Origin of the sequence: Marinobacter sp. UBA5687, from assembly GCF_002420325.1 — a bacterium.
Classification (GTDB): domain Bacteria; phylum Pseudomonadota; class Gammaproteobacteria; order Pseudomonadales; family Oleiphilaceae; genus Marinobacter; species Marinobacter nauticus.
The window spans coordinates 18,845-30,843 of the sequence record NZ_DIHV01000139.1 but is presented as its reverse complement, the minus strand read 5'-3'; the positions used below and the strand labels follow the sequence as shown (position 1 = coordinate 30,843).

At 59.1% G+C, this 11,999-nt stretch carries 13 protein-coding genes; 8 read left to right on the top strand and 5 right to left on the bottom strand.

What is annotated here, in order from left to right:
* The 3 genes from lgt to B3Y70_RS15520 all read left to right on the top strand — a co-directional run.
* Positions 1–721, top strand: a 721-nt coding sequence (gene lgt / locus B3Y70_RS15530; protein WP_288590055.1) for a prolipoprotein diacylglyceryl transferase, incomplete at its 5' end; no start/stop codon positions are given.
* Positions 718–1,557, top strand: a complete 840-nt coding sequence (locus B3Y70_RS15525) for a thymidylate synthase (RefSeq protein WP_286893636.1) — start codon at positions 718–720, stop codon at positions 1,555–1,557. The genes lgt and B3Y70_RS15525, both read left to right, overlap by 4 nt.
* Before the next feature lie 14 nt (positions 1,558–1,571).
* A complete protein-coding gene (locus tag B3Y70_RS15520; protein WP_014420650.1) occupies positions 1,572–2,087 on the top strand; it encodes a dihydrofolate reductase in 516 nt (171 codons plus the stop codon).
* Between the two features lie 19 nt (positions 2,088–2,106).
* On the opposite strand, the gene B3Y70_RS15515 is transcribed toward B3Y70_RS15520, so the two are convergent.
* A complete protein-coding gene (locus B3Y70_RS15515) occupies positions 2,107–3,633 on the bottom strand; it encodes a DEAD/DEAH box helicase (protein WP_022991977.1) in 1,527 nt (508 codons plus the stop codon).
* A 198-nt stretch (positions 3,634–3,831) separates the two neighbouring features.
* Between B3Y70_RS15515 and B3Y70_RS15510 the strand changes: the two genes are divergently transcribed.
* Positions 3,832–4,620, top strand: coding sequence for an acyl-CoA thioesterase (locus tag B3Y70_RS15510; RefSeq protein WP_286893633.1), 789 nt, complete (start codon positions 3,832–3,834; stop codon positions 4,618–4,620).
* 18 nt (positions 4,621–4,638) lie between these two features.
* Here B3Y70_RS15510 and B3Y70_RS15505 read toward each other — a convergent pair whose 3' ends face one another.
* The 3 genes from B3Y70_RS15505 to B3Y70_RS15495 form a co-directional block, all read right to left on the bottom strand.
* On the bottom strand, positions 4,639–5,538 hold the full coding sequence (locus tag B3Y70_RS15505; protein WP_286893631.1) for a haloalkane dehalogenase: 900 nt from the start codon (positions 5,536–5,538) through the stop codon (positions 4,639–4,641).
* 122 nt (positions 5,539–5,660) lie between these two features.
* The gene (locus tag B3Y70_RS15500) at positions 5,661–5,909 is read right to left on the bottom strand and encodes a hypothetical protein (protein WP_011785886.1); all 249 of its coding nucleotides are present in this window, start codon (positions 5,907–5,909) and stop codon (positions 5,661–5,663) included.
* Between the two features lie 98 nt (positions 5,910–6,007).
* Positions 6,008–6,358 (bottom strand): hypothetical protein, encoded by a 351-nt coding sequence (locus B3Y70_RS15495; protein WP_014420653.1) that lies wholly within the window; start codon positions 6,356–6,358, stop codon positions 6,008–6,010.
* Positions 6,359–6,488: 130 nt separating this feature from the next.
* On the opposite strand from B3Y70_RS15495, the gene B3Y70_RS15490 reads away from it, so the two are divergent.
* Complete coding sequence (locus B3Y70_RS15490) at positions 6,489–7,580, top strand: AI-2E family transporter (RefSeq protein ID WP_011785884.1); 1,092 nt, start codon at positions 6,489–6,491, stop codon at positions 7,578–7,580.
* Positions 7,581–7,687: 107 nt separating this feature from the next.
* Positions 7,688–8,098 carry a peptidoglycan-binding domain-containing protein gene (locus B3Y70_RS15485; protein ID WP_286893627.1) on the top strand — a complete coding sequence of 137 codons (411 nt, stop codon included), beginning with the start codon at positions 7,688–7,690 and terminating at the stop codon, positions 8,096–8,098.
* Between the two features lie 66 nt (positions 8,099–8,164).
* On the opposite strand, the gene ilvD is transcribed toward B3Y70_RS15485, so the two are convergent.
* Entirely contained in the window at positions 8,165–10,000 is a 1,836-nt protein-coding gene (ilvD, locus tag B3Y70_RS15480; protein ID WP_014420655.1) for a dihydroxy-acid dehydratase, read from the bottom strand.
* Between the two features lie 153 nt (positions 10,001–10,153).
* On the opposite strand from ilvD, the gene B3Y70_RS15475 reads away from it, so the two are divergent.
* Positions 10,154–11,407: an HDOD domain-containing protein gene (locus B3Y70_RS15475; protein ID WP_286893623.1), complete on the top strand. Its 1,254-nt coding sequence runs from the start codon at positions 10,154–10,156 to the stop codon at positions 11,405–11,407.
* Positions 11,408–11,451: 44 nt separating this feature from the next.
* Positions 11,452–11,999: LON peptidase substrate-binding domain-containing protein (locus tag B3Y70_RS15470; protein WP_349678906.1), on the top strand; the 548-nt coding region annotated here is incomplete at its 3' end.

The window sequence follows — 11,999 nt, the reverse complement described above, 5'->3', positions numbered from 1 at the left end:
CCTGACCTATCTGGTCGGGTTTGCTGCGGGCTGGTGGCTGGGCCGTCTTCGGTCCCGCAAGCCCTGGTCGCCACTGCAGGAAGAGCAGGTGGGTGATCTGCTGTTTTATATGGCTCTGGGCGTGATTCTCGGTGGCCGCTTTGGCTACGTAGTGTTTTACAACTTTGATGCCTTTATTGCGGACCCACTCTGGTTGCTCCGGGTCTGGGAAGGCGGTATGTCTTTCCACGGCGGCCTGCTGGGGGTGATGCTGGCCATGTGGTGGTATGGCCGAAAAACCGGAGCCGGGTTCTGGAAAATCGCCGATTTTGTCGCGCCCTTGGTCCCGGTCGGGCTGGGTGCCGGGCGAATCGGAAATTTCATAAACGGCGAACTCTGGGGCAAACCGACAGACGTAGCCTGGGGCATGGTCTTTCCGCAGGCGCCAGACAGCCTTGCCAGGCATCCGTCACAGTTATATCAGTTCGCGCTGGAAGGCGTACTCCTGTTCGTGATTCTCTGGTGGTTCTCCTCAAGGCCCCGCCCGAGAATGGCAGTGTCCGGCCTGTTTCTGGTGTGCTATGGCATCTTCCGTTTCCTGGTGGAGTTCGTTCGCCAGCCAGATCCACAGTTGGGTTACCTGGCCTTTGACTGGTTGACGATGGGGCAGGTGCTCTCTGCACCGATGATTGCCGCCGGCGCCGCCCTGATGCTCCTTGCTTATCGGAGAAACGCCCAATGAAAGCCTATCTCGATCTGATGCAGGATGTTGTCGATAACGGATTCGACAAAGGTGATCGTACTGGCGTGGGCACCCGCTCGGTGTTCGGCCGCCAAATGCGTTTCAATCTGCAGGACGGATTCCCGCTGGTGACGACCAAGAAGGTCCACCTGCGCAGCATCATTTATGAACTCTTGTGGTTCCTCAAGGGTTCCACCGACAACACCTGGCTGACAGAACGCAAAGTCAGCATCTGGAATGAGTGGGCGCTGGAAAACGGCGATCTGGGGCCGATCTACGGCAAGCAGTGGCGCAGCTGGCAATGCCACGACGGCCGCGTGATTGACCAGATCAGCGAGGTGATCGAGCAGATTCGCACCAAGCCCAACTCCCGGCGCCTGATCGTCTCCGCCTGGAACCCGGCTGAGCTGCCGGACGAGTCCATCAGTCCGCAGGATAACGTGCGGGAGGGGCGCATGGCCCTGGCGCCTTGCCACTGTCTGTTTCAGTTCTATGTCGCCGACGGCAAGTTGTCTTGCCAGCTCTACCAGCGCAGCGCCGACCTGTTCCTGGGCGTGCCCTTCAATATTGCGTCCTATGCCTTGCTGACCCATATGATTGCGCAGCAGTGTGATCTGGGGGTGGGCGAGTTCGTGCACACGTTTGGTGATTGCCACTTGTACCGGAATCACCTGACGGACGACATCGTATTCGAACAGCTCAGGCGTGAGCCCCGCGCGTTGCCGAAGCTGGTCATCAAGCGTAAACCGGAATCCATCTTCGACTACGAGCTGGAAGATTTCGAGTTCGAAGGTTACGACCCGTACCCCGTGATCAAAGCCCCTATAGCGATTTGACCAAGGAACCCGTTATGCGCAAGGCCCTCATCGTAGCTATGGCCCGAAACCGGGTGATCGGCCGGAATAACAAGCTGCCCTGGTATCTGCCCGGTGATCTGCGCTACTTCAAGCAGGCCACCATGGGCAAGCCCATTATCATGGGCAGAAAGACCTGGGACTCCATCGGCCGGCCCTTACCCGGGCGGATGAACGTGGTGATTTCCAGAAATCCGGAATGGCAGGCGCCAGCCGGAACCGTTGCCGCAGCGTCGCTGAACGAAGCGTTGGTGAAAGCGGAGGCCCAGGCGGAGCTTGAAGGTGGTGATGAGGTGATGATTATTGGCGGAGGCCAGATCTATGCTGAAGCGCTGCCAATGGTTGACCGGATATACATCACTCAGGTGCACGCAGAGGTGGACGGCGATGCCTTCTTTCCGGAAGTGAACTGGGACGAGTGGGAAGAGATCGGGCGCGAAGATTTTTCTGCGTCTGACAACAATCCTTACGACTACAGCTTTGTCGTATACCAGCGTAGCCGGTCAGAATGACCGGCTAGCCAATCAGGCCTCAGCGCGGCGCGCGCTTGGGGCCTTTTCCTGCAGGTTTGCCGCCCTTGCCGGCGGGCTTGCCACCTTTCGGCCCGCTCTTGCGGAAGCCGGGTTTGCCATCCTTGCTGAACTTCTTGCCAGGGCCGCCTTTGCGGAAGCCGCCTTTGCCCGGAGGCGGGCCTTTGCGATCCCGGCGAGGCGCGGCGGAAATCTCGGGCAGTGCTTCCGGCTGTTCCAGTGGCAGAGAATCCGGCTGGGAGGCTTCCAGCAAGCAGGCCATGGCGCCAGCGATGGCGGCCATGTCCATGTCGTTACGTTCGGCGATCTCGTCCAACAGGGCGATGGCCTTGGCGGCGCGAGGATCGTCGGTGAAGCCCAGCAGCTGCGCCTCAAACTGTTCTACCCGCATTTTCTGCAGGGCGGCAGGTGACGGCAGCTGGTACGGTTCCATCGGGGAGTTGGTGGCCCGCTCCAGAGTGCGCAGCCAGCTGCGCTCACGCGGAGTCACCAGCAGGATAGCCTTGCCGGTGCGACCGGCACGGCCGGTACGGCCAACCCGGTGGATGTAGGCCTCGGTGTCGTAGGGCACATCGTAGTTGATAACGTGAGTAATCCGGGGCACGTCCAGACCACGGGCGGCGACATCGGTGGCAATGATGATATCTTTTTTGCCACGCTTGAGATCTTCAACGGTCTGTTCGCGCTGACGCTGGTTCAGGTCGCCGCTCAGGGGCGCCACAGCGTGGCCGCGTGCGGACAGCTTCTCTGCCAGCATGGTGGTTTCGGCCTTGGTGCGCACGAAAATGATCGAGGCGTCAAATGGCTCAACTTCCAGAATGCGGGTCAGCGCATCCAGCTTGCGCTCGGCGTAGACCGGCAGCACAAACTGAGCGATGCGTTCCACCGTGCGGGTTTCGCTCTCGATTCTTACTTCGGTAGCGTTTTTCAGGTAAGTCTGCGCAACCTTCTTGATCTGTGGCGGCATGGTGGCCGAGAAGAGCGCGCGCTGGCAGGTGTCCGGCGTCTTCGCCAGGATGGCTTCCACGTCATCAATGAAGCCCATGCGCAGCATTTCGTCGGCTTCGTCCAGCACCAGTGCCTTCAGGCCGTCGAGCTTCAGGGTGCCCTTGCGCAGATGGTCGAGCATGCGGCCAGGTGTGCCCACAATAACCTGGGCGCCACGCTTCAGGCCGCGAATCTGTGGTGAGAAATCCTGGCCACCGTAAATTGGCAGAACATGAAAATTGCGGAACTTGCTGGCGTAGGTGGTAAACGCTTCCGCGACCTGAATCGCCAGCTCCCGGGTAGGGGCCAGTACCAGAATCTGTGGCTCGGCCACGTTCGCATCAATCCGGCTCAGTAACGGCAGGGCGAAGGCTGCGGTCTTGCCGGTACCTGTCTGGGCAACGCCCAACAGATGGTTGCCGGCCAGCAGAGCAGGGATGGATTGCGCCTGGATGGGCGACGGGGTTTCATAGCCAACGGCGGAGACGGCTTCCAGTACTGCTGGATCCAGCCCCAGTTCGGCAAAAGACAATTCTGACATGAATGTACTCGGTATTCGGAGGGTATCGCACTGCACAGGCAATGCATGATTTTGGCGCATTATAGTCTGTTTGGGGTGGTTTTTATACGACTATTGCCAGGCAATCGATAGGTAGTTGCCGGGGCCGGCCTATTGTCAGGCTTCGGTAAGTGGTGCAGTCTTACCGGTTTGCAGGCTAATGAACAGGATCTAAAACAAATGACGTTCGATGACCTTCTCGGTGATGTCCGGAATAACGGCGAAGTGGTGATACCGTCAGACTGGGGCCAGGGACGTGCAACGTTCGGCGGCCTGGTAGCGGCCCTGGTGTTTGAGGTGATGGCATCAAAGGTGGCGGATGATCGCGCCATGCGGGCCCTTCAGGTGTCTTTTGTCGGCCCCGTAGAGGCGGATGTGCCGGCCCGTGTTGAGGCCGAAGTTCTGCGTGAAGGAAAGGCAGTATCCCAGGTCCAGGGACGGATCCTTCAGAATGGCGAGCCACGCCTTGTCTGTCTTGCCAGTTTGGGGGGCGACCGTGAGTCTGCTGTCCGGGTGGCACCGACGTCGGCACCGGAAGCGGTTGCGGCAGAGCAATGTCAGTCACTTCCGTATATCCCGAAAGTGACGCCGGAGTTTACCCGGCATATCGAAATGCGCTGGGCGTTTGGCCATATGCCATTCTCCGGTAAGGGCGGGCGCGAAATGGGGGGCTGGATGAAGTTCCGGGAAGCCCCAGAGACTATGACCGACGCCCACATTGTTGCTCTGGTTGATGCCTGGCCACCGGCGCTGTTGCCGCATCTCAAGGGGCCGGCCCCAGCCAGTTCCCTGAGCTGGGCGCTGGAGATTGTCCATCCCCGGCCTGCCATGAAGCCGGATGACTGGCTGCTGTACCGGGCAACCATCGACCAGGCTGGCGCCGGATATGGTCACACTCATGCTGGTATCTGGACCCCGGCCGGTGAACTGGTGGCCCTGAGCCGGCAAACGGTTACAGTCTTCGGCTGAGTGAGGCGGGCCTGGCTATCAGGCCGCCATCTCGGCTTTGAGCGCGTCCAGAATGACCCGGGCAAACTGTCGGGGAGAATCTTCCTGCAGGAAGTGTCCGCCGTTGAGGGTGATATGGGGCTGGCCGAAGGCTCCGGGGATTCGCCGCTGCATGTAACGGTCGCCACCCCGGGTAATCGGGTCGCCGTTGCTGAAGCAGGTGATAAAGGGTTTGCGCCATTTTTCCAGCACGCGCCAGGCTTCCCGGTTGGCGGCACTGGCCGGGCCGCTGGGCGACGTTGGCACCAGTGCCGGGAAAGCCCGGGCTCCGGCTTTGTAACCCGGTGTCGGAAAGGGCGCCTCGTAGGCGGCTATTTCGGCCGGGCTGAGTGATCGCTCGGTACCAAGCTGGACGATCCGCCCTATTGGAAACCATGGGCTATGGCTGGCAAACGCCTTCCAGAGTCTGAAGACGGCCGGCACCCGGGTGTCCCCCGTTGGCAGCATGCCGTTGCCGACAATGATCCGGCTGAACCGGCGATGATGCTCTGCCGCCAGCCTTAATCCCAGCAGTGAGCCCCAGTTCTGACACACCAGCGTGACGTTGGTCAGGTCCAGTGTTTCAAGCCAGTGGGTCAGCCAGCGCATGTGACTGTCATAACTGTAGTCGCTGACATCGGCGGGTTTGTCTGACTTGCCAAAACCAATCAGATCGGGCGCCAGAACCCGGTGGCCCGCTTCGGCGACAAGCGGAATCATGTGCCGGTAGAGATAGGACCAGGATGGCTCCCCGTGAAGCATCACCACTGGGTCTGCGTGGGCTGGCCCTTCGTCCACATAGTGCATCCGAAGACCTGGCTCAACATCCAGATAGTGTGCTGAAAAGGGGTAATCCGGGAGGCCTGCGAAGCGGGCTTCGTCGGTTCTCAGAATACGCATGCCATCGACTGTCCTGACTGAGTGGTTGCGTGATTATCGGTACGACAATCGTCGAAGGTCAGGATAAATCAGATGGGAATTTTGTGTGTTTGAGTTGCGTAACAGAGCGTTGCCAGATTGAATCAGGATGCGATGTCAAACAAGCGTTCGGGGTTTTCCACCTGGGCCAGAGCCTCGTCGCAGCAGTTCACCGCGCCGCAATCGTCCGCGGAGCACAGGCCGATGGTGTTGCACTCAATGGCTTGATGGGCGTCGCCCTGGTTACGGAAAATTCTGGCGCGGGAGAGAATGGAATGGCAATGCCCGCATAACAGGGTGGGCACGGCGCTCCCCTGGGCCAGGATGGCAGTGTAATGGTTATTGTCTGTCATAGTTATCCTCCTGATCAGATCACAGTAAGGGCGAAGTGTGACATTTCAAAGTCAGTCCGGGCCTTGGCCCCGCACTTCGGCTTCCGCAGTTATACGTATCAGGCGTCAGGATCGACCAACGGCCGGCGGTTGGAGCGCTTGTCCTCCCAGTCGAGTTGCTTGGGGTCGTACCAGCCAAGTCCGTCCAGAACCCGTTGGCGAGTGTATTCAGACAGCGTGGGCCAGAGCTCCTGGAAATCCTCCAGGCCGCGATCCCGCAATCGTTGCTGCTTGCCACTCAGGCGGCTGATGGTTCTGGGCAGGTGCAGAGCCTCGCCCAACTGGCCGGGCACGAGTACCTCCTGGCCCATCACCTTGCGACGATGGGTTCGGGCTGCCAGCACTTTCTGCAGTTCCAGTGCGGCCTCCAGCGCGCTCTCCACGGTAAAGTTGTCTGCTTCCAACCACATAACCTGTATTGTTGGCTGATCGATAACCAACCACTATAACGCGAACCCCGCTACATTGGCCACGCTATCGTGGTAGTCTGCTTTCCCTATCGGCCCCGATGGGCATGTTCTGGACAGGAATTGTTTAACTATGTACGCAAAACTTGAAACACGGACTTTTCTGGCGATGCTGCTCGGTGTGTCGCTTGCGTTCATTCTGTTGATGAAGCCGTTCTTTGGCCCGATCTTCTGGGCGGTGGCCATTGCTCTTATTTTCCATCCGGTGCAGCAGTTGCTGGTACGCAGACTTGGCGACCGGCCGACATTAAACGCCCTGATTACACTGTTCGTGTGTATGGTGATCGTGGTGATTCCGGTGCTGGTACTGGGCGCGGCGCTGATCGCGGAAGGTATGGGGATCTACCAGAAGATCCAGGCCGGAGAAATTCGGCCGGGGGAATACATTGATCAGGTTAACCAGTCGTTTCCTGCCATCCAGGCCTTTCTGGCCCAGTTTGACATCAACTTTGCGGATCTGAGGGACCGCGCCGTTAATGCCTTTCTTGGGGGGAGCCAGTTTCTGGCCAAGCAGGCCCTGGGCATCGGGCAGAACACCTTTCAGTTCTTTCTGGGGCTGGCTCTGATGGTTTACCTGGCCTTTTTCCTGATCCGTGATGGCCAGAAACTGATAGAGCTGATGATTCGCGCCTTGCCGCTGGGTGATGAGCGTGAGCGTCTGTTGTTTGCCAAATTCGCGGAAGTCACCCGTGCCACGGTCAAGGGTAACCTGCTGATCGCCATCATTCAGGGAGCGCTCGGTGGCATGATTTTCTGGATACTGGGCATTACCGGAGCCTTGCTGTGGGGGGTGGTCATGGCCATCGTCTCATTGCTGCCAGCCGTCGGGGCTGCGATTGTCTGGGTGCCGGCGGCTATCTATCTGGCTGCCGTGGGGGACATTGTGCCGGCCATCATTCTGACCGCCTATGGGGTAGTGGTGATTGGTCTGGCGGATAACCTGCTCCGGCCTGTGCTGGTAGGGCGGGACACCAAAATGCCGGACTATCTCGTGCTTTTGTCCACCCTGGGCGGCATTGTTATGTTCGGCATCAATGGTTTTGTCATGGGTCCGCTGGTGGCGGCGCTTTTCATGGCATTCTGGGGCATTTTTATCCGTGAATTTGGCCAGTATCACTATGCCGATCCGGCAAATCCCGAGAATGGTCCGGCCCGCGAAGATTAAATTATGTTATGGTCTAGGAAGCGCTGATACGTAGAGGAAGGCGCCACACTATAAAAACAGAACAGCAGATGTCACAGAGATATCCAGGAGTAGATCAGGTGAGAACCATGAAAACAGTCACCCGTCATATCGGCAGGACGGCGCTGGCGGTCGGAACGGTCGCCCTGCTGGGTCTGGCACCCGTTGCCCAGGCCAATGAAGTGGTCGCGCTCAAGCACGCGCTTTATGGTGCCGGTTACGACATCACCAATGTCAGCCCGAGCATGGATGACAAGACCCGGGCGGAACTGACCCGCTTCCAGAAAGACAACGGCCTTGAGGCAACCGGTATTCTGAACGAGGAAACCGAGCGTGCTCTGGGGCTGATCACCGTGCAGCAGGCGGCCGCTGATGCGGGCCAGTCTGCGCCGGCGGCAACTGCGCAGGCGGCACCGGAAGAACCGGCTCCAGCTGAGACCGAGTCTTCTGCCGAAGACGCCATCGAAGAAGACGAAGATGGTGGCTGGTCGCTCTGGTAAACGCCAGTCCCCGGATAAAAAAAGCCCGCAAGGCAAACACTTTGCGGGCTTTTTTGTGGTCCAGATTCAGTCCAGCTTGCTCAAATCCCGAACCGCACCTTTATCGGCACTGGTGGCCAGCAGTGCGTAGGCTTTGAGGGCGGCGGATACCTTCCGGTCTCTCGGTAGCTCCGGTTTCCAGCCCCTGGCGTCGCGTGCTTCCCGTCGCTGTGCCAGTTCTTCCTTACTGACCTGAACATTGATAGATCGGTTGGGGATGTCGATCAAAATGGTATCGCCATCCTCAATCAGTCCAATCGCGCCACCGGCAGCAGCTTCCGGCGAAGCATGGCCGATGGAGAGCCCTGACGTGCCGCCGGAGAACCGGCCGTCAGTCAGCAGTGCACAGTCCTTGCCCAGCCCCTTGGATTTCAGGTAGCTGGTCGGGTAGAGCATTTCCTGCATTCCTGGACCGCCTTTGGGCCCTTCGTAGCGAATGATCACCACATCACCGGCTTTGACCTCGTCACCCAGAATGCCCGCTACGGCGGAATCCTGGCTTTCGAAGACCCGGGCCTTGCCCTCGAAGACGTAGATGCTTTCATCAACGCCCGCGGTTTTCACTACGCAGCCATCCTGGGCGATATTGCCATACAGTACCGCCAGACCGCCTTCTGAAGAATAAGCGTGTTCCACGGAGCGGATGCAGCCGTCTTCACGGTCGCCATCGAGGCTTGGCCAGCGGGTGCTCTGGCTGAAGGCTGTCTGAGTCGGAATGCCGGCGGGGCCGGCTTTGTAGAATTCGATCACTTCGGGTGTTGGCGAGCGCATGATGTCCCAGGTTTCCAGGGCTTCACGCATGGTTTTGCTGTGAGTCGTGGGCAGGTCAACGTTGATCAGGCCGCCGCGCTCCAGTTCACCCAGAATGCCCATGATGCCGCCGGCGCGGTGCACGTCTTCCATGTGGTACTTGGGGGAGTTGGGAGCAACCTTGCACAGCTGCGGAACCTTGCGGGACAAACGATCGATATCGGCCATGGAGAACTCAACACCGCCTTCCTGGGCCGCAGCCAACAGGTGCAGGATGGTGTTGGTGGAGCCGCCCATGGCAATGTCCATGGTCATGGCGTTCTCGAATGCCTCCACGGAGGCGATGCTGCGTGGCAGAACGCTGGCGTCGTTCTGCTCGTAATAGCGTTTGGCATTCTCCACAATCTGGCGACCGGCTTTCAGGAACAGCTGTTCCCGGTCGGCATGGGTGGCCAGCATGGAGCCATTGCCGGGCAAGGCCAGGCCGATGGCTTCGGTCAGACAGTTCATGGAATTGGCGGTGAACATGCCGGAGCAGGAACCGCACGTAGGGCAGGCGCTGCGTTCGTATTCCTCGACCATCTCATCGGTCGCCGTTGGATCGGCGGCGATGACCATGGCATCCACCAGGTCGAGCTTGTGTTCAGAAAGCTTGGTTTTTCCGGCTTCCATCGGGCCGCCGGAAACAAAAATGGTGGGAATGTTCAGGCGCATGGCGGCCATTAGCATGCCCGGGGTAATCTTGTCGCAATTGGAGATGCACACCAGCGCATCGGCGCAGTGGGCGTTGACCATGTATTCCACCGAGTCGGCGATGATTTCCCGCGACGGCAGGGAGTAAAGCATGCCATCGTGCCCCATGGCGATACCATCATCCACAGCAATGGTGTTGAACTCTTTGGCAACACCGCCGGCCGCTTCGATCTCGCGGCAAACCAGCTGGCCCAGGTCTTTCAGGTGAACGTGCCCGGGCACAAACTGGGTAAAGGAGTTGGCAACGGCGATGATGGGTTTGCCGAAGTCCTCGTTTTTCATGCCGGTGGCACGCCAGAGGGCGCGGGCACCGGCCATATTGCGGCCGGCAGTAGAGGTGTGGGAACGATACTGGGGCATGGTAGGCGGTTCTCTCCCTAGGTTATCGGATAAAGTTAAAGACCAGAGGATAACAGATTCGACGCCGCTCGCATGGCTGTTTTCCCGAGTGGCGATTACAATACGTAACATGTGATGCCCGTTTTTTATCCAGCAGTTCAGGGGAGTCTGCCTATGGGCGGCCAGGAAAGCCTGCCGTTACGTCGTCTTAAAAGTTTTCAGCCTTTGGGCCGTCTGACTGACGATCAGCTTGTGCTGTTGGCCAGCCGGGCTGAGCGCAGAACCCATGGACCAGGGCAGAGGGTCATGGAACGGGGCGTTCGGGATGGGCTGGATTATTTTCTGATTTCCGGCGCCGTGGAGCTGCAATCGGTTGATGGTCGTAAGTCGACCATTGAGGCTGAGACCGATAAAGCCCTCAATCCAGTAGCCCGCCTGCAGCCCCGGATGTATGACGTTACTGCGGTCAAACCCTGCGAGTTTCTGGTGATCGAGCAGGAAGTGCTGAACCAGATGCTGCGGGCGGCGCCCATTTCCCAGGTGGAAATGGACTCGTCCGATCACGACGAAGACCAGAGCGAAGAGCACCATCTGTTGATGGAGTTCTACTCTGAGCTGCGGTCCAATCAAGTCCAGCTGCCGAGTGTGCCGGATGTGGCCTGGAAAGTCCGGCGGGTGGTGGACCGGGAGGACTCGTCGGCCACCGAGGTCGCTTCCGCGGTGTCGGCAGACCCGGCCATGGCGGCCAAGCTGGTACGTTCCTGCAACAGTCCGCTCTATCGCGGTTTCAGCGATGTCCGCAATGTGCGTGAGGCTGTGGTTCGGCTGGGCTTGCGTACCACCCGGCAATTAGTGACGGTGTTCGCCATGCGCGAGGTGTTCAAGACCCGTCGGGCGGCATTGCAGAAAGAAATGGAGCAGCTATGGCGCCATTCCCGGGAGGTGGCAGCGCTGTGCTGGGTGCTGGCGGACCACGCCACACGCATTGATCCTGAGGAAGCCTTACTGGCGGGGTTACTGCATGATATCGGGGTGGTTCCTGTGCTGGTGCAGGCCGAGCACCACGTCAATCTGTTCGCCGATGACAGAAACCTGCACCATGCCATCGACGAACTCCGCGCCGATGTCGGGTGCGCGGTACTTGAGAACTGGGCGTTCCCGAAAGCCTTCGTGGAGGCGGTGCGCCATGCGGAAGACTGGCATCATGAGTGCCGGGAAACTGCGCCCCAACTGGTTGATGTGGTGATTGTTGCCCAACTGCATTCGATGATTGGCTCCAGCCAGAATGAGGGGCTTCCAGCCTTTGATCAGGTGCCGGCATGGCGCCGGCTGGGCGAGCTGGAACTGAATGCTTCCAGAAGTCTGCAACTGCTGAGTGAGGCCCGGGAACGGGTGGAAGAAGTGCAGAAGCTTCTTTCGATTCGATAGACCAAGCCGCAGCAGGAGCCTGGCCGGTAGTGACTGAAAAACTTATGAACGTACCGCTGTTTCCATTGAATTCAATCATACTCCCCGGGGGGCGAATCCCCCTGCAGCTGTTCGAGCCCCGTTATATCGACATGCTCACCCGTTGCCTGAAGGAGGATCGCGGCTTTGTGGTGGTTTTGTTGCGAGAAGGTGCCGAGACCGAAGCCCGGGCCTCGTTCTACGACATGGGCACCTACGTCCGGATCATCGACTTCCAGCAACTGGATAACGGTTTGCTGGGTATCACCGTTGAGGGAGATTGCAAGGTTTCCGTCGTCCGTAGCTGGCAGCAGGAGGATGGCCTCAATGTCGGCGATGTGGAGTGCCTGATTGCCGAGGCCGAGAGCGATGTGCCGGAACGCTACCATGAGTTGCCCTCGGTTTTGCGGGCACTGTTCCGGCATCCGGTGGTCAAGGATCTGGAAATGGATGTGGATTATGACGATGCCCGCCATATTGGCTGGAGGCTGACCGAATTGCTGCCGCTGGATAAGCAGGAAAAACAGCGGCTGGCGGAATTGCAGGATCCGCTTGAACGGCTTGACCGACTGCA

Bases quoted from the DNA above. Each gene is read 5' to 3' on its own strand.
- B3Y70_RS15525 (WP_286893636.1), top strand. From the start codon at position 718: ATGAAAGCCTATCTCGATCTGATGCAGGATGTTGTCGATAACGGATTC.
- B3Y70_RS15510 (WP_286893633.1), top strand. From the start codon at position 3,832: ATGACGTTCGATGACCTTCTCGGTGATGTCCGGAATAACGGCGAAGTG.
- B3Y70_RS15485 (WP_286893627.1), top strand. From the start codon at position 7,688: ATGAAAACAGTCACCCGTCATATCGGCAGGACGGCGCTGGCGGTCGGA.
- B3Y70_RS15490 (WP_011785884.1), top strand. From the start codon at position 6,489: ATGTACGCAAAACTTGAAACACGGACTTTTCTGGCGATGCTGCTCGGT.
- B3Y70_RS15495 (WP_014420653.1), bottom strand. From the start codon at position 6,358: ATGTGGTTGGAAGCAGACAACTTTACCGTGGAGAGCGCGCTGGAGGCC.
- B3Y70_RS15500 (WP_011785886.1), bottom strand. From the start codon at position 5,909: ATGACAGACAATAACCATTACACTGCCATCCTGGCCCAGGGGAGCGCC.
- B3Y70_RS15520 (WP_014420650.1), top strand. From the start codon at position 1,572: ATGCGCAAGGCCCTCATCGTAGCTATGGCCCGAAACCGGGTGATCGGC.
- B3Y70_RS15475 (WP_286893623.1), top strand. From the start codon at position 10,154: ATGGGCGGCCAGGAAAGCCTGCCGTTACGTCGTCTTAAAAGTTTTCAG.
- B3Y70_RS15505 (WP_286893631.1), bottom strand. From the start codon at position 5,538: ATGCGTATTCTGAGAACCGACGAAGCCCGCTTCGCAGGCCTCCCGGAT.
- B3Y70_RS15515 (WP_022991977.1), bottom strand. From the start codon at position 3,633: ATGTCAGAATTGTCTTTTGCCGAACTGGGGCTGGATCCAGCAGTACTG.
- ilvD (WP_014420655.1), bottom strand. From the start codon at position 10,000: ATGCCCCAGTATCGTTCCCACACCTCTACTGCCGGCCGCAATATGGCC.